The sequence below is a fragment of the Cellulosimicrobium sp. NPDC057127 genome (genome assembly GCF_042670945.1).
GTDB lineage: Bacteria > Actinomycetota > Actinomycetes > Actinomycetales > Cellulomonadaceae > Cellulosimicrobium.
Map to the genome: position 1 here is coordinate 1 of NZ_JBHUUP010000026.1, position 14,969 is coordinate 14,969.

Below are 14,969 nucleotides of genomic sequence, written 5' to 3' on the forward strand. Positions count from 1 at the left end.
ACAACCACACCCACCCCCCCCCTCGCCCCCGAGCCCACGCCCCCCCCCCCCCCCCGCGCCCGCCGGCCACAACCCCCCCCCCCCCCCACACCCCCCGCCGCCGGCCGCCGCCCCACGGCCCCGGGGCGGTGCACGACCCCCTGACGCGGCGCCGCCGCCGCGTCGCACGACCACGGAGGCACCACGATGTCCGCCCCTCAGACCACGGCCGACGCCACGGGCGTCGGCGGCCCCGGCGCCCAGGAGCCCCGGGCCGGGCGCGAGCGCCAGCGGGCGCGGGACGCGTCCCACGCCCGCGACTACGGTCCCGGCTTCATCGCGAAGCTCGTGCTCATGGCCGTCGTCGACGCGTTCGGCGTGTACGTCGTGTGGTCGGCGTGGCAGGCCGGGTCGTACGGCGTCCTCGCCGCGACGCTCGCGCTGCTGGCCGCCGCGAACTGGGCGTACTTCTCGCGGCGTGCGCTGCCGCTGAAGTACGTCCTGCCCGGGCTGGTCTTCCTGCTCGTCTACCAGATCTTCGTCGTCGCCTACACCGGGTACGTCGCGTTCACGAACTACGGCACCGGGCACAACACGACGAAGGAGCAGGCCGTCTCGGCGCTCCTGGTGCAGAACGAGCGGCGCGTCGAGGGCTCGCCGTCGGCCCCGCTGACCGTCGTCGAGGACGGCGACGTGCTGGGCTTCGCGATCCTCACGGAGGACGGCGACGTCGAGGTGGGTACCGCGGACAGCCCGCTCGCGGTCGCCGACGGTGCGACCGTCGACGGCGACCGCGTCACCGAGGTGCCGGGATACACCGTCCTGCCGCGCGACCAGGTGCTCCAGCGCCAGGCGGAGGTCACGGGCCTGCGCGTGCCGGTCTCCGACGACCCGGAGGACGGGTCGATCCGCACGACCGACGCCCGGACCGGCTACGTCTACACCTCGACGCTCGAGCACGACGCCGCCGCGGGCACGATGACCGACACGACCACGGGCACCGTGTACACGCCGAACGACGAGGGCCTGTTCGAGGCGCAGGACGGCACGACGCTCGCCGTGGGGTGGCGCGTACCGGTCGGGCTCGACAACTTCGCGACCGCGTTCGGGGACAGCCGGTACGCGCAGCCGTTCCTCAAGATCCTCGTGTGGACATTCGTGTTCGCCGTCGGCTCCGTCGCGACGACGTTCCTGCTCGGCCTGTTCCTCGCGATCACGTTCAACGACACGCGCATGCGCGGCCGCCGGTTCTACCGGACCCTCATGATCCTGCCGTACGCGATCCCCGGGTTCCTCGCCGCGCTCCTGTGGTCCGGCCTGCTCAACACGCGGTTCGGGTTCGTCAACGACGTGCTGCTCGGCGGCGCGGAGATCCCGTGGCTCACCGACCCGTGGCTCGCCAAGCTCGCGGTGCTCGGCGTGAACCTGTGGCTCGGGTTCCCGTACATGTTCCTCATCTGCACCGGTGCGCTGCAGTCGCTGCCGTCGGACGTCATGGAGGCCGCGAAGATCGACGGTGCCGGGCGCTGGCGCACGTGGCGGTCCATCACGCTGCCGCTGCTGCTGGTGGCGACCGCCCCGCTGCTCATCTCGTCGTTCGCCTTCAACTTCAACAACTTCACGCTCATCTACATGCTCACCGGGGGCGGACCGCGCTTCGCCGACGCCTCGGTGCCGCTCGGGCACACCGACATCCTCATCTCGATGGTCTACTCGATCTCCGGCGTCGACGGCTCCGCGCCGAAGGACTTCGGCCTCGCGAGCGCGCTGTCCATCGTCGTGTTCCTCATCGTGGGGACCATCTCCGCCCTCGCGTTCCGCGCCACCCGCAAGTTCGAGGAGATCAGCTGACATGGCCACCACCGCTGCACCTCCCGCCGTCGGGCGACGTCCGGCCGCCGGCCCCGCGGACCGGCGCCGGCTCGGCGCGCGCCGCTGGTTCTCCGAGCTCGGCTGGCGCCACCTCGTGGGCGTCGTCGCGGTCGTCTACGCGGCGTTCCCGCTCGTGTACGTGCTCTCGGCGTCGCTGTCGGAGGGCGGCACGCTCACGGGCTCGAACGCGCTGTTCTCCGACGTCAGCACGGCGAACTACGCCCAGCTCGGCACGACGATGTTCTGGACGTGGACGCTCAACACGCTCGTCATCGCCGTCGCGACGTCGGTAGGCACGGTGCTCATGGGCGCCGCCGCGGCCTACGCGTTCTCCCGGTTCCGGTTCACCGGCCGCCGCGCCGGGCTCACGTCCCTGCTCGTGCTCCAGATGTTCCCGCAGATGCTCGCGTTCGTCGCGATCTTCCTGCTGCTGCTGGGACTCGGCGACGTCGTCCCCGCTCTCGGGCTCGACAGCAAGATCGCGCTCGTCGCGGTGTACCTCGGCGGCGCGCTCGGGGTGAACACGTTCCTCATGTACGGGTTCTTCAACACCGTGCCGCGCGAGCTCGACGAGGCGGCGAAGCTCGACGGCGCCACGCACGCCCAGATCTACTGGACGATCATCCTGCGCCTCGTCGCGCCCATCCTCGCGGTCGTCGCCCTGCTGTCGTTCATCAGCACCTTCGGCGAGTTCATCATCGCGCGCATCGTGCTGTCGTCGGAGAGCCAGTGGACGCTCGCCGTCGGGCTGTACGGGTGGGTGTCGTCGCTGCGCGAGGCGAACTGGGGCCTGTTCACCGCCGGCGCCGTCATCTCCGCACTGCCCGTGCTCGCGCTGTTCCTGTACCTCCAGAAGTACATCGTCGGCGGGCTGACCGCCGGCTCGGTCAAGGGCTGACCGCGATGCCGGACGTCGCTCTGCCAGCCGTCACCACGCCGTCCGCCCACCACGACGGCTCGGCGCTGCACGTCCCCGCGGGCACGCCGTCCCTCGGGGACACCGTCCCCGTCCGGGTGCGGGTGCCGCGCGGCACCGGGGTGCGCGACGTGTGGCTGCGGACCGTCCGCGACGGCGAGCCACGACTCGCGCCCGCACGCCTCGAGCGCTCGGACGAGCACGAGGACTGGTACGTCGCCGACGTGCTGGTGCACAACCCCGTGACGCGCTACCGCTTCTTCCTCGACGTGCCCGGGCGGGACGGCACCAGCGGCTACCGCTGGCTCAACGGGCGCGGCACGTGGGACCGCGACGTGCCCGACGCCGCGGACTTCCGGCTCACCGTGCACGACCCCGCGCCGGCCTGGCTGTCCGACGGCGTGGTCTACCAGGTCTTCCCCGACCGCTTCGCGCGGTCCGCCGGGGCCGACGACCGGCCGCTGCCCGGCTGGGCCGTGCCCGCCCGGTGGGACGACGAGCCCCACGGCTCGGGACCGGACGTCGGCGTCCAGTACTACGGCGGCGACCTCGCCGGCATCGAGGAGCGGCTCGACCACCTCGTCGCTCTCGGCGTCTCCACCCTCTACACGACGCCGGTGTTCCCCGGCCGGTCCAACCACCGGTACGACGCGGGCACGTTCGGCCACGTCGACCCGGTGCTCGGCGGCGACGCGGCGTACGCGTCGCTGATCCGCGCCGCGCACGCCCGGGGGCTGCGCGTCATGGGCGACCTCACCACGAACCACACGGGGGACGGGCACGAGTGGTTCGCCCGGGCGCGCGCGGACGAGCGCGCCCCGGAGCGCGACTTCTACTACTGGACCGACGACGACCCCGGCTACGTCGGGTGGCTCGAGCACGCGTCTCTGCCCAAGCTGTCGTACGGCTCGCGCGAGCTCGCGGAGCGCATGATCTCCGGTCCGGACTCCGTCGTGGGCCGCTACCTGCGCGAGCCGTTCGGCCTGGACGGCTGGCGCATCGACGTCGCGAACATGACCGGCCGGTACGGCGCCGAGGACCGCACGCACGAGGTCGCGCGCACGCTGCGCGCGACGATGCGCGCGATCGACCCCGACGCCGCGCTCGTCGCCGAGCACTTCCACGACGCCACGGGCGACCTCGCGGGCGACGGCTGGCACGCGAACATGAACTACTCGGCGTTCACGCGGCCCGTGTGGACGTGGCTCGCGCCGCAGGACTCGGCCGTGCCGTACCTCGGCCTGCCCGTGCGCACGCCCCGGCGCGGCGGGGGCTCCGTCGTCGAGGCCATGCGCGACTTCGACGCCGCCGTCCCGTGGCGTGTCACCGCGGCGCAGTGGAACATGCTGGGGTCGCACGACACCCCGCGCCTGCGCTCGATCGTCGGGTCGCTCGACCTCGTCGAGGTCGCGGTGACGCTCCTCATGACCTACCCCGGCACGCCCGTCGTGTTCGCGGGCGACGAGGTGGGGCTCACCGGGATCAACGGCGAGCACGCGCGCGCGACCATGCCGTGGGACTCGCCCGAGCGCTGGGACGCGGCGACGTTCGACGTCTACCGGTCGCTGATCGCCGTCCGCCGCGGTTCTGCCGCGCTGCGCCGCGGCGGTCTGCGCTGGGTCCACGTCGACGACGACGCGCTCGTCTACCTGCGCGAGACCCCGGACGAACGCGTCCTCGTCGCCGTCGCCCGCACCCCGTGGCCGGGCGTCCGGCTCCACCCGGCAATCGTGGGCGGCGCCCGCGAGGCCGAGCGGCTGCACGGCGACCTCGGCCTGTCCGTGCACGACGGCGCGTGGCGGCTGGCGGGCGACGGCCCCGCCGTCGGGGTGTGGCGCCTCACCTGAGCGCTGCGTGCACAGGGGCGAGCCCGCGCGCGGGAGGGGCCGCGCTCCTCGCTACGCTGACCCCGTGCAGACCTTCGAGCAAGGCGCGTTCGACTCCTCCGTGGTCGGGACGGTCCCGCGGCCGGCGCCCGGCGAGGAGGGGACGGCGTCGTACACCGACGCCGACACCGAGCGCTGGTACGTCGAGGCGCCCAAGTCCCGTGCCCGCAGCCCCTTCGAGCGCGACCGGGCCCGCATCGTCCACTCCTCGGCGCTGCGGCGCCTCGGGGCGAAGACGCAGGTGCTCGGCCCCGGCAGCGACGACTTCGTGCGCACGCGCCTCACGCACACGCTCGAGGTCGCCCAGGTCGGGCGCGAGATCGGCAAGGCGCTCGGCTGCGACCCCGACATCGTCGACACCGCGTGCCTCGCGCACGACCTCGGGCACCCGCCCTTCGGCCACAACGGCGAGAGGGCGCTCGCGGACCTGTCGGTCGACATCGGCGGCTTCGAGGGCAACGCGCAGACGCTGCGCCTCCTGACCCGTCTCGAGCCGAAGGTCGTGACCGACGACGGCCGCGCAGTCGGCCTCAACCTCACGCGTGCGAGCCTCGACGCGAGCGTGAAGTACCCGTGGGGAGCGGGGGAGGGCCCGACCCGCGCGGACGGTCGCGAGACCCACAAGTTCGGCGTGTACGAGGACGACCGGCCGGCCTTCGACTGGCTGCGCGCGGGCGCGCCCCGGCAGGTCAAGTGCCTGGAGGCGCAGGTCATGGACCTCGCCGACGACGTGTCGTACTCGGTCCACGACGTCGAGGACGCGGTCGTCGGCGGGCGCCTCGAGCTCGCGGTGCTCGACGACGCGGAGGAGCGCGACCGCGTCGTGCGCGCCGTCCACGCCTGGTACGGCACCGCGCAGGACACGGCCGCGCTCGAGGCCGCGATCGACCGCCTCCAGAGGACGGGCCACCTCCTCACCGGCTTCGACGGGTCGCGCCGCGCCCTGTCCGCGCTCAAGGACGCGACGAGCCAGCTCATCGGCCGGTTCACCGGCGCGGCGCAGGAGGCCACGCGCGCCGTCTACGGCGACGGGCCGCTCACCCGGTACGCCGCACGGCTCGTCGTACCGGACGAGACCGTCGCGGAGATCCTCGTGCTCAAGGGCATCGCCGTCGCGTACGTCATGGCGCCGCGCGAGCAGGAGCCGCTGTACCAGCGTCAGCGCGAGCTGATCGCGGACCTCGTGCACGTCCTCGCCGACCGGGCGCCGATCGCCCTGGAGCCGTCGTTCGCGGCGGACTGGGACGCCGCTGCCGACGACGCCGCACGGCTGCGCGTGGTGATCGACCAGGTCGCGTCCCTCACCGACGTGTCGGCGATGCAGCTGCACGCGCGCCTGGTGCGCCCGCCGGCCTGACGCTCAGGCGCCTGCGCGCCCGCTCACCCACGCGTCGCTCGCGCGCTGCACGTCCTCGGCCGTCACCGAGCCCGCGACCGTGACGAGGTACCAGCGGTGGCCGAAGGGGTCGCGGACGGCCGCCTGGCGGAAGCCCTCGAACCAGTCCCCGGGTTCGGCGAGGGACGTCGCCCCCGCGTCGACCGCGCGCCGCCAGGCGGCGTCGGTGTCCGCGACGGGCACCGTGAACGACGCCGACGTGGGCGCCCCCGGCTCGGGTGCCGCCGAGTCCGGCGGGAACGCCTCGGCGACCGTGAACGTCGACGTCCCCGCGGCCGACCGCAGGCGCAGGTCCGAGTGGATCACGGCGTCCCCGGCGGTGATCGTGTCGATCACCTCGGCACCGAGGGCCGCCTCGTAGAACGCGATCGCCTCGCGCGCCCCGCGCACCGTCACGTTGGGGTGCAGCGCCGACATCTCCATGGTGTCCTCCTCCGTGCTCGGTGCCCGGACCGAGCGGTCCGTGCACCCGTCCCCGGGACCGTCCCGGGGGCACCATGCTCGTGTCGGCGACCGGTGGGAGTCTTGGAGGAATGCGACACGTGTTCGAACGGCCGACGACGTCGCTCCGCGGGATCGTGGACCCCGCCGGGGCGAGGCGCGGCTTCGCGCTCGTGCGGCTCGACCCGGCCCCGGACCTCGCGGACCTCGTCGAGCGGCACTGGGTCGTGCGCTGGGACCTGCCGCCGGGGGAGGGCTTCACGCAGGTGGTCGTGCCGCACCCCGCTGCGAACGTCGTCGCCGAGGCGTCGGGGTACGTCGCCCACGGGATCCCGTCGGGCCTGTTCGAGCGCACGCTCACCGGTGCGGGTGCCGTGGTCGGCACGAAGCTGCGCCCGGGCGCGTTCCGCGTCCTGCTCGGCTCGGCCGACGCCGTCCGGCCCGGCGTGCGCGTCGACGCCGCGTCGTTCCTCGGCACGGCGGCGGGCGCGACGGGGCTGCGCGCCGTCGCCCTGGCCGAGCGCGGCGACGAGCACGGTGCGGCCGACCTCGTGGAGGGCCTGCTGCGGGAGCGGGCCGAGTGTGTGCGCACTCCTCGCGCGACCCGTGACCTCGGGCGGGTCCACGCCACCATCGCGGCGCTCGTCGCGGGCGAGCTCGCCCCGGGAGCGGGCGTCGCCGACCTCGCCGCGGTCACGGGCTCGACGCCGCGCTCCCTGCAGCGGCTGTTCGCCGCGTACGTGGGCGTGAGCCCCAAGTGGGTGCTGCAACGACACCGCGTGCACCTCGCCGCGGAGATGCTCGCCGCCGATCCCGACCAGGACCTCGCGGGGCTCGCGACCGCCGTCGGCTACTACGACCAGGCGCACCTCGGCACGGACTTCCTCCGGGCCACGGGCACGACCCCCGGCGCCTACGCGCGCCGCTGCGCCGCCTCCGGGGACGCCCGGCGCGAGGCCCTGCACAGCACGCTCACCGGACGGGCTCCCGGCGCTTAGACTCGCCTCGTGGCTGGCCTGATCCGACGCGAGGACGTGGACGCCGTCCGCGACCGCGCACGGATCGACGAGATCGTCTCCGCGCACGTGACGCTCAAGCCCGCGGGTGTCGGCTCGATGAAGGGCCTGTGCCCCTTCCACGACGAGCGCACCCCGTCCTTCCACGTGCGGCCCGGGGTCGGCCGGTGGCACTGCTTCGGGTGCGGCGAGGGCGGCGACGTCATCTCGTTCGTCCAGAAGGTCGACGGCCTGACGTTCACCGACGCCGTCGAGTACCTCGCGGACCGTGTCGGCGTCCGGCTGCGCTACGAGGAGTCGGGGCGCGGGAACGGCGCCCCGCGGCCGCGCGAGGAGCCCGGCCGGCGCCAGCGGCTGCTCGAGGCGCACCGCGTGGCCGCGCAGTACTTCGCCGAGCAGCTCATGGGTCCGGGGGCGGGCGCGGCGCGCGGGTTCCTCGCCGAGCGCAGCTTCGACCGCTCCGACGCCGAGCGGTTCGGCGTCGGGTACGCGCCCACGGGGTGGGACAACCTCCAGCGGCACCTCCAGGGCCGGGGCTTCACGCAGGCCGAGCTCGTCGCGTCCGGCCTGATGAGCCAGGGGCAGCGCGGGATCTACGACCGCTTCCGCGGCCGGCTCGTGTGGCCGATCCGCGACGTGACGGGCGAGATCGTCGGGTTCGGTGCCCGCCGCCTGTACGAGGAGGACCAGGGGCCGAAGTACCTCAACACCCCCGAGACCCCGCTCTACAAGAAGTCGCAGGTGCTGTACGGGATCGACCAGGCCAAGCGGGAGATCGCCAAGCAGAAGCGGGTCGTCGTCGTCGAGGGCTACACGGACGTCATGGCGGCGCACCTGTCGGGTGTGACGACGGCCGTCGCGACGTGCGGCACGGCGTTCGGCACCGACCACGCGCGCATCGTCCGGCGCCTCCTCGGCGACACCACGGCGGGCGGCGGCATGCAGCTCGCGTCGGGCGCGACGGTCGGCGGCGAGGTCATCTTCACGTTCGACGGCGACGCGGCCGGGCAGAAGGCCGCCGTGCGGGCGTTCGGCGAGGACCAGCGCTTCTACGCCCAGACGTTCGTGGCCGTGGAGCCCGGCGGCATGGACCCGTGCGAGCTGCGCATGGCCCGTGGGCCCGACGCGGTGCGCGCGCTCGTCGACGGCCGCCAGCCCCTGTTCGAGTTCGTGGTCCGCACCACGCTCGCCTCGTTCGACCTCGACACCGCCGAGGGCCGCGTGGGTGCACTGCGTGCCGCGGCACCGATCGTCGCGGGGATCCGCGACGCCGCGCTGCGGCCCGAGTACGCGCGACTGCTCGCAGGCTGGATCGGGATGGACACGGACCGCGTGCGTCAGGAGATCTCGTCCGCGAGCCGCCGCACCACGCCCGGACCCGTCCGCTCGTCGCGCCCCGGTGCCGACGACGCGCGCTCCGGCCAGGCGGGGGACGAGTCCTCCGCCCCCGCGCTGCCCGCGCCCGACCCGCGCGACCCCGTCGCACGGCGTGAGCGCCTCGCGCTCATCGCCGTGCTGCAGTACCCGCAGCACGTGCCTCCCGTGTTCGACACGCTCGGCGACGACGCGTTCGCCGTGCCCGCGTGGCAGGCCGTGCACGCCGCGATCCGCGCCGCCGGGGGAGTGCGCGAGGGGGCCACGCTCGGCGAGGTGCGCTGGGTCGAGGCGGTCGCCGAGCAGGCGGCCGAGCCCGTGCGCGCGCTCGTCACCCAGCTCGCCGTCGCGCCGCTGCCCGAGGACCGCGAGAACGTCGTCGGCGGCTACGTCGCCGGCGTGGTGCGCGGGCTCGTCGACCTCGGCCTCACGCGCCGCATCGCCGACGCCAAGAGTCGGCTCCAGCGTCTCGACCCCTCGGCCGACGGGTACCAGGAGGCGTTCGCGCAGCTCCTCGCGCTGGAGGCCGAGCGTCGCACGCTGCGCGAGGGCGACGTCGCCTGACGCCGAGAGCCACCGGGCTCCAGACGTGCGAAGAGCCCGGAACCAGTGGTTCCGGGCTCTCGACGTGGGCTCCCGCGGTAGGACTTGAACCTACGACCGTCCGATTAACAGTCGGATGCTCTGCCAGCTGAGCTACGCGGGACCGGCCACGGCTTCACCGTGGCGGCGGGGAAAACTCTAGCAGGCTCACAGGGGTAGTCCGGACGCCGACCGCACCCGACCCTCGGCCGCGTCGACCCGCGCGGCGACCTCGGGGTCGTGCAGGTCGACGCCGGGCTCGGCGATCACCTGGGAGAAGAGCGCGCCGTCGTGGTCGCGCCGCACCGCGACGCGAGCGGTCCGTCCTGCGGCGAACGTCACGGTCTCCGCGAGCACCACCGACGACTGCACGCGCTCGCGCAGCGTCTGCGCGAGGCCGCTGCGGCGGGAGTCGACGAGGCGCAGCGCGAGCGGCGGTGCGTCGTCGACCCAGGTGACCGTGATCGTCGACGACTCCGGCGCGTACGCGGCCCGGTCGACGTCGGACCACGGGCGCGCCAGGACGGAACGCCCAGCCCCGTCGCTCGTCACGAGCGACCCGCGCGTGGCCACCGCCCACGAGCCGTCCACGAGCTCTGCCGACGCCAGCACGCGGTCACCGGCAGGCAGGTCGAGAGCCCGGCGGACGTCGTCGGGCAGCGAGGGGCGGCGGAACCAGGACACGGCCCCACCGTAGCCGTTGCGTCGAGAACGATCGGCGTCGTACGCCGAGCAAGACTGAGGACGTGGCCGGAAGGGGACGGCCATGACAGCGCCGAAGCATGCTCGGCCTGGACCCTTGGGACGACGTGCTTTGGACGATGGCTGTGTCAGAGCGGACGAGCGTGCGACGGCGCCGAACGGCAAGAGACCGTGCGGGACGCCTGCAGCGGGCTCACACGCGACGGGCGGGGACCGTCTGCTGGCCGGCGCCGCCCCTTTCTGTCGAACACTTCCGACTCGCCGCTCGGCCCGAGAGCGCTTCTCGTGACCAAGCGGCGATCAGTTCTGATCCGAGTGAGCGAGACACACTCCGGACAAAGCCACCGATCTGGCCATCGCCGCGTGACTTCGTGAACCTACTCTCGTGCCATGACGACTGGCGGCGCGAACTCCAGGCTCTACGCGATCATGACCGGCGCGGCACACAGGGTCCTTGCCCCCCTGAGCATCCCGTACGAGGTCGGTCGTGACGCGGCGACGGAGATAGCTCGTGGAGTGATCGATACCGCTGACCTCGGTGGGCTGGCGTACCGGCTGTGGGCGGAACTGACCGACGTCGCTGATCATCCGCGGGTCAATAACCCTGCACTCTGCGACGAGCGGTCGAGGATGGCCGCTTCCGAGTGGCTCCGCGTCGACATCACCGACGACACAGCGATCATGCGCTACTTCGAGCGCTGGAACGATCCGATCAAACCGAGAGAGGTGCCAGCGTCCCCTCGAGACGACGGTGCGCTTCGCCCGCGCTGGGAGGATGCGCCGTAGTCGGGCACGCCGGCCGACAGGCCGTCGGCTACCGGGCGAGGGGAATCACCTACTCGTTCCTCTTCCCGGTGCAGTGCGGTGCGGTGCGGTGCGGAAGGTGCTGCGCGAGCCACGCGACCAGCTGGACCCAGGCACGCGGCGCTCGCGGCATTCGTTGAAGATTCGCCAAGTCTGGTGCCCCGTGCAGGACTTGAACCCGCGACCGAGAGATTATGAGTCTCCTGCTCTGACCAGCTGAGCTAACGGGGCGCGCCGCGAGCATATCGCCCGGCCGTGTCGCGTTCGGCGCGTCCGCTGTCGAGCTGGTGCGGTCTGCTGCTCGGCGCGGTGTGATGGTCACCATGGACATCCGCACCAAGCGCGTCCACGACGACGCGTCGGACGACGACGGCTACCGCGTGCTGGTGGACCGGCTGTGGCCGCGCGGTGTGAGCAAGGAGCGCGCCCGGGCCGACCTCTGGTTCAAGGACGTCGCGCCGTCGGACGAGCTGCGGCGCTGGTTCCACCACGAGACCCCGCGGTTCGCCGAGTTCGTGCGCCGCTACCGAGCCGAGCTGGACGACAACCCGGCGGTCGCGGAGCTGCGCGAGATCGTGGCCCGGCACGACGTCGTGACGCTCCTGTACGGGGCGCGCGACGCGACGGAGAACCAGGCCGTCGTGCTGCGCGACTACCTGACGGACGAGCCGGCGGGCAGCACGGGCGCGGGGTGAGCGCCACCCGCCGTCGTCCGTGCACCGCGCCGCAGGTCGTGCTCGACCGCCCGGCGCAGCCGGGGCCCGAGCGGACGCTCGACGAGCCGGTGGAGCGCGAGCGCGAGCCCGAGGCACACCGCCGTCGCGACGGCGAGCGTCGCCCAGCCGGGCAGGTACGGGTGCACGGACTCGATGACCCAGCGGCCCCACGAGGAGTGCACGAGGTACAGCGGGTACGTGAGGGCACCGAGCGTCGTCAGCCAGGCCCACGGGACGCGCGCGAGCGGGGTGAGGGTCGCGGCCGCGACCAGGCTGAAGCACACGACCACCGCCGTCCAGTACGTCGCCGGACCGAGCGCGAGATCTGTGCTGTTCTCGATCCGCACCGCCTGGATGCGGCCCGAGTGTGCCGCGGCTAGGGCCATGTTGAGCCCGAGGGCGAGCCACAGGACCGGTGAGCGCGGCTCGCGCGAGAGGAGGAACAGCACCATGCCGCCCGCGAACAGCGGCGCGTCCGCGGCGACGAGCACCGTCGCGAGGAGGTCCGAGCCGGTCTGGGTCGCGACCGCCCCCAGGACCGGCCACAGGGTGACGAACGCGAGCACCCGGCCACGCGTGAGCCCCACCGCGACGAGCACGCCGACGAGCACGTAGAACCGCAGCTCGGACCAGAGCGTCCAGTAGACGGCCTCGACGTCCTCCACGCCGAACGCCCGCTGCACCATCGTGAGGTTCAGGACGGCCTGCGGCACGTCCACCTCGCGCCGGCCGGGGATCACGAGCACCAGCAGCACGAGGGTCAGGAGCACCGACGCCCAGTAGGCGGGCAGCAGCCGGCCGGCTCGGGAGGCGGCGAACGCCCGGACGTCTCGACCCCACGCGGTCAGGAGGATGACGAAGCCGCTGATCACGAAGAAGAGCTGGACGCCGAACGACCCGAAGGCCGCGACCTGCTGCACGCCGGGCATCGCCTCGCCCGTCCGCTGACCCCACGCGTGGTGGTTGACCGCGACGAAGTGGTAGAGGAGGACCGCTGCCGCCGCGGCGAACCGGAGCCCGTCGAGCGCGGCGAGACGTGAGGAGGTGCGGGGCATCTGCGCGACGTTATCAAATCGTGATGTGCTCGCACGGGGCGCCGAGTCCCGACATGCACGCACCCCTGCGGGCTGGCACAGTGACCGGGCCGGAGATCCCGGCGGCGCACGACGGCGTCCCACGACGAAGGAGCACCGATGGCGAACACCGCGAGCTCGGCGGGCAAGGGAGCGGCGCGCAGCGCCCGCACGAGCAGGCCGCTGGAGCTCCTCGCCAGGGCCGGCTACGCGGTGAGCGGGCTGCTGCACCTCGTCGTCGGCGTCATCGCCGTGCAGGTCGCCCTGGGGTCCGCGTCGACGCAGCAGGCCGACCAGACCGGCGCGCTCGCGGCGATCGCCGGGACGCCGGGCGGCACCGCGCTCCTGTGGTTCGCCGTCGTCGCGTTCGCGGCCCTCGGGCTGTGGCAGCTCACGGAGGCGGTCAGCGGCGGCGCCGAGACGTCCGACCGTCTCAAGGCTGCCGGGAAGGCCGTGCTCTACGTCGCGCTCGGTGTCCTCACCCTCCAGGTGGTGACGGGCTCGTCCGGCGGCGGCCAGGAGCAGAGCCTCACCGCGACCCTCATGCAGAACCCGGCGGGCAAGGTGCTCGTCGGCCTCGTGGGCCTGGGCGTCGTCGCGGGCGGCGTCTACCACGTCGTCAAGGGCTGGAAGAAGAAGTTCCTCGAGGACCTCGAGGGTGGCACGAGCGGCCACCTCGGCCGCGCCGTGGTCGTCCTCGGCCGCATCGGCTACGTCGCCAAGGGCGTCGCGCTCGGCGTGCTCGGCGGACTCTTCGTCGTGGCGGCCGTGCAGGCCGACCCGCAGCAGGCAGGCGGCCTCGACGCCGCGTTCGCGACGCTCGCCGCCCAGCCCTACGGAGCGGTGCTGCTCGTCGCCGTGGGCCTCGGCTTCGCCGCGTACGGGCTCTACTCGTTCGCCCGGGCGCGCTTCGCGCGCATGTGACGCGCGCCCCGGCCCGCCCGCGCCCCGTGGACGCCGTTCGACGGGCCGCCCGTGGAAGAATGCGGGCATGGCGATGAGAGAGATCCGCACCATCCCCGACCCCGTGCTCCGTACGCCGTGCGACGAGATCACCACCATCGACGACCGCGTGCGCTCGCTGGTCGCCGACCTCGTCGAGACCGTGGACCACGAGGGCCGGGCGGGCCTCGCCGCCAACCAGATCGGCGTCAACCTCCGCGCCTTCTCGTGGAACATCGACGACGAGATCGGCTACGTGCTCAACCCGCGCATCGTCGAGCTCTCCGAGGACTACCAGGACGGCGACGAGGGGTGCCTGTCCGTGCCGGAGCTGTGGTTCCCGACGCGACGCGCCTGGTACGCGCGCGTCGTGGGCACGGACCTCGACGGCAACGAGGTCGTCGTCGAGGGCACGGAGCTCATGGCTCGCTGCCTGCAGCACGAGTGCGACCACCTCGACGGCATGCTCTACCTCGACCGTCTCGACCGGTCCGTGCGCAAGCGGGCGATGCGCGAGCTGCGCGAGCAGCTCTGACGCCCGTCCACGGCCGGGGCCGACGGCGCGCCGTCGGCAATCCCTCGCGCAACCGTGCGCCGTCGTGCAAGATGGGCACGAGCACGCCGTGACGTCACGGCGCCGCGCCACCGCACCACCCTGGGTGAGGACGTTGGGGAAGACGAAACCTCGACCTAGGGAGGCAGACATGGCCGGTGCCATCACCCGCGGTGTTCTTTTCGTGCACTCAGCACCGCGTGCTCTGTGCCCGCACATCGAGTGGGGCGCGGGCAACGTGCTGGGCGCACGCGTGTCCATGGACTGGACGGAGCAGCCGGCCGCGCGCGGGCTCTTCCGTGCCGAGCACTCGTGGCAGGGCCCGCAGGGAACGGGCGCCCGCCTCGCCTCCGCGCTGCGCGGGTGGTCGCACCTGAGGTACGAGGTGACCGAGGAGCCCAGCCACGGCGTGGACGGGGCACGGTGGTCCCACACGCCCGACCTCGGCATCTTCCACGCCGCGACCGACGTGCACGGCAACATCGTCGTCCCCGAGGACCGCATCCGTGCCGCGCTCGAGCAGTCGCAGGACCCGTGGGCGATGCGGGAGGCCCTGCACCTCGCGCTCGGGCAGGCGTGGGACGACGAGCTCGAGCCGTTCCGGTACGCCGGCGCCGGCGCACCCGTGCGCTGGCTGCACCGCGTCGGCTGACGCGCCCCGGGCGGTGCGCCGCCGCCCCCGTACGCCGCGAGGCCGCCTCCCCGGTGGGAGGCGGC

General features: G+C 73.5%; 14 protein-coding genes and 2 tRNA genes. 11 read left to right on the forward strand and 5 right to left on the reverse strand.

Going from position 1 to position 14,969, the window contains the following annotated elements; all coding sequences use genetic code 11:
* Positions 1-186 precede the first annotated feature (186 nt).
* From ACFTZA_RS16675 to ACFTZA_RS16690, 4 genes are all read left to right on the forward strand, one after another.
* Entirely contained in the window at positions 187-1,830 is a 1,644-nt protein-coding gene (locus ACFTZA_RS16675; RefSeq protein WP_378197477.1) for an ABC transporter permease subunit, read from the forward strand.
* A gap of 1 nt (position 1,831) precedes the next feature.
* The gene (locus ACFTZA_RS16680; protein ID WP_378197480.1) at positions 1,832-2,749 is read left to right on the forward strand and encodes a sugar ABC transporter permease; all 918 of its coding nucleotides are present in this window, start codon (positions 1,832-1,834) and stop codon (positions 2,747-2,749) included.
* A gap of 5 nt (positions 2,750-2,754) precedes the next feature.
* Positions 2,755-4,614 carry a glycoside hydrolase family 13 protein gene (locus ACFTZA_RS16685; protein ID WP_378197483.1) on the forward strand — a complete coding sequence of 620 codons (1,860 nt, stop codon included), beginning with the start codon at positions 2,755-2,757 and terminating at the stop codon, positions 4,612-4,614.
* 100 nt (positions 4,615-4,714) lie between these two features.
* Positions 4,715-6,010: a deoxyguanosinetriphosphate triphosphohydrolase gene (locus ACFTZA_RS16690; protein ID WP_378197516.1), complete on the forward strand. Its 1,296-nt coding sequence runs from the start codon at positions 4,715-4,717 to the stop codon at positions 6,008-6,010.
* Between the two features lie 3 nt (positions 6,011-6,013).
* Here ACFTZA_RS16690 and ACFTZA_RS16695 read toward each other — a convergent pair whose 3' ends face one another.
* Positions 6,014-6,472 carry a VOC family protein gene (locus tag ACFTZA_RS16695; RefSeq protein ID WP_378197486.1) on the reverse strand — a complete coding sequence of 153 codons (459 nt, stop codon included), beginning with the start codon at positions 6,470-6,472 and terminating at the stop codon, positions 6,014-6,016.
* A gap of 110 nt (positions 6,473-6,582) precedes the next feature.
* On the opposite strand from ACFTZA_RS16695, the gene ACFTZA_RS16700 reads away from it, so the two are divergent.
* Complete coding sequence (locus tag ACFTZA_RS16700) at positions 6,583-7,488, forward strand: helix-turn-helix domain-containing protein (RefSeq protein WP_378197489.1); 906 nt, start codon at positions 6,583-6,585, stop codon at positions 7,486-7,488.
* Positions 7,489-7,497: 9 nt separating this feature from the next.
* Entirely contained in the window at positions 7,498-9,444 is a 1,947-nt protein-coding gene (dnaG, locus tag ACFTZA_RS16705; RefSeq protein WP_378197492.1) for a DNA primase, read from the forward strand.
* 69 nt (positions 9,445-9,513) lie between these two features.
* Here dnaG and ACFTZA_RS16710 read toward each other — a convergent pair.
* Both ACFTZA_RS16710 and ACFTZA_RS16715 read right to left on the reverse strand, forming a co-directional pair.
* Positions 9,514-9,586, reverse strand: a tRNA-Asn gene (locus ACFTZA_RS16710).
* A gap of 44 nt (positions 9,587-9,630) precedes the next feature.
* Positions 9,631-10,146, reverse strand: coding sequence for a hypothetical protein (locus tag ACFTZA_RS16715; protein WP_378197495.1), 516 nt, complete (start codon positions 10,144-10,146; stop codon positions 9,631-9,633).
* 408 nt (positions 10,147-10,554) lie between these two features.
* Here ACFTZA_RS16715 and ACFTZA_RS16720 point away from each other — a divergent pair, with 408 nt between their 5' ends.
* Entirely contained in the window at positions 10,555-10,950 is a 396-nt protein-coding gene (locus ACFTZA_RS16720; protein WP_378197498.1) for a hypothetical protein, read from the forward strand.
* Between the two features lie 172 nt (positions 10,951-11,122).
* On the opposite strand, the gene ACFTZA_RS16725 is transcribed toward ACFTZA_RS16720, so the two are convergent.
* Positions 11,123-11,199, reverse strand: a tRNA-Ile gene (locus tag ACFTZA_RS16725).
* A 92-nt stretch (positions 11,200-11,291) separates the two neighbouring features.
* Between ACFTZA_RS16725 and ACFTZA_RS16730 the strand changes: the two genes are divergently transcribed.
* Positions 11,292-11,663, forward strand: coding sequence for a DUF488 domain-containing protein (locus ACFTZA_RS16730; RefSeq protein WP_378197501.1), 372 nt, complete (start codon positions 11,292-11,294; stop codon positions 11,661-11,663).
* Here ACFTZA_RS16730 and ACFTZA_RS16735 read toward each other — a convergent pair.
* Complete coding sequence (locus ACFTZA_RS16735) at positions 11,621-12,739, reverse strand: acyltransferase family protein (protein WP_378197504.1); 1,119 nt, start codon at positions 12,737-12,739, stop codon at positions 11,621-11,623. The genes ACFTZA_RS16730 and ACFTZA_RS16735 overlap by 43 nt on opposite strands.
* 138 nt (positions 12,740-12,877) lie before the next feature.
* On the opposite strand from ACFTZA_RS16735, the gene ACFTZA_RS16740 reads away from it, so the two are divergent.
* The 3 genes from ACFTZA_RS16740 to ACFTZA_RS16750 all read left to right on the forward strand — a co-directional run bounded on the left by ACFTZA_RS16740 (position 12,878) and on the right by ACFTZA_RS16750 (position 14,904).
* Entirely contained in the window at positions 12,878-13,681 is an 804-nt protein-coding gene (locus tag ACFTZA_RS16740) for a DUF1206 domain-containing protein (RefSeq protein ID WP_378197507.1), read from the forward strand.
* 67 nt (positions 13,682-13,748) lie between these two features.
* Positions 13,749-14,234 (forward strand): peptide deformylase, encoded by a 486-nt coding sequence (def, locus tag ACFTZA_RS16745; RefSeq protein ID WP_378197510.1) that lies wholly within the window; start codon positions 13,749-13,751, stop codon positions 14,232-14,234.
* Between the two features lie 169 nt (positions 14,235-14,403).
* Positions 14,404-14,904, forward strand: a complete 501-nt coding sequence (locus ACFTZA_RS16750) for a DUF3145 domain-containing protein (RefSeq protein WP_378197513.1) — start codon at positions 14,404-14,406, stop codon at positions 14,902-14,904.
* The last annotated feature ends 65 nt before the right edge of the window (positions 14,905-14,969 follow it).

Bases quoted from the DNA above. Each gene is read 5' to 3' on its own strand.
- def (WP_378197510.1), top strand. From the start codon at position 13,749: ATGGCGATGAGAGAGATCCGCACCATCCCCGACCCCGTGCTCCGTACG.
- ACFTZA_RS16730 (WP_378197501.1), top strand. From the start codon at position 11,292: ATGGACATCCGCACCAAGCGCGTCCACGACGACGCGTCGGACGACGAC.
- ACFTZA_RS16735 (WP_378197504.1), bottom strand. From the start codon at position 12,739: ATGCCCCGCACCTCCTCACGTCTCGCCGCGCTCGACGGGCTCCGGTTC.
- ACFTZA_RS16695 (WP_378197486.1), bottom strand. From the start codon at position 6,472: ATGGAGATGTCGGCGCTGCACCCCAACGTGACGGTGCGCGGGGCGCGC.
- ACFTZA_RS16750 (WP_378197513.1), top strand. From the start codon at position 14,404: ATGGCCGGTGCCATCACCCGCGGTGTTCTTTTCGTGCACTCAGCACCG.
- ACFTZA_RS16740 (WP_378197507.1), top strand. From the start codon at position 12,878: ATGGCGAACACCGCGAGCTCGGCGGGCAAGGGAGCGGCGCGCAGCGCC.
- ACFTZA_RS16700 (WP_378197489.1), top strand. From the start codon at position 6,583: ATGCGACACGTGTTCGAACGGCCGACGACGTCGCTCCGCGGGATCGTG.
- ACFTZA_RS16680 (WP_378197480.1), top strand. From the start codon at position 1,832: ATGGCCACCACCGCTGCACCTCCCGCCGTCGGGCGACGTCCGGCCGCC.
- ACFTZA_RS16720 (WP_378197498.1), top strand. From the start codon at position 10,555: ATGACGACTGGCGGCGCGAACTCCAGGCTCTACGCGATCATGACCGGC.
- ACFTZA_RS16685 (WP_378197483.1), top strand. From the start codon at position 2,755: ATGCCGGACGTCGCTCTGCCAGCCGTCACCACGCCGTCCGCCCACCAC.
- ACFTZA_RS16675 (WP_378197477.1), top strand. From the start codon at position 187: ATGTCCGCCCCTCAGACCACGGCCGACGCCACGGGCGTCGGCGGCCCC.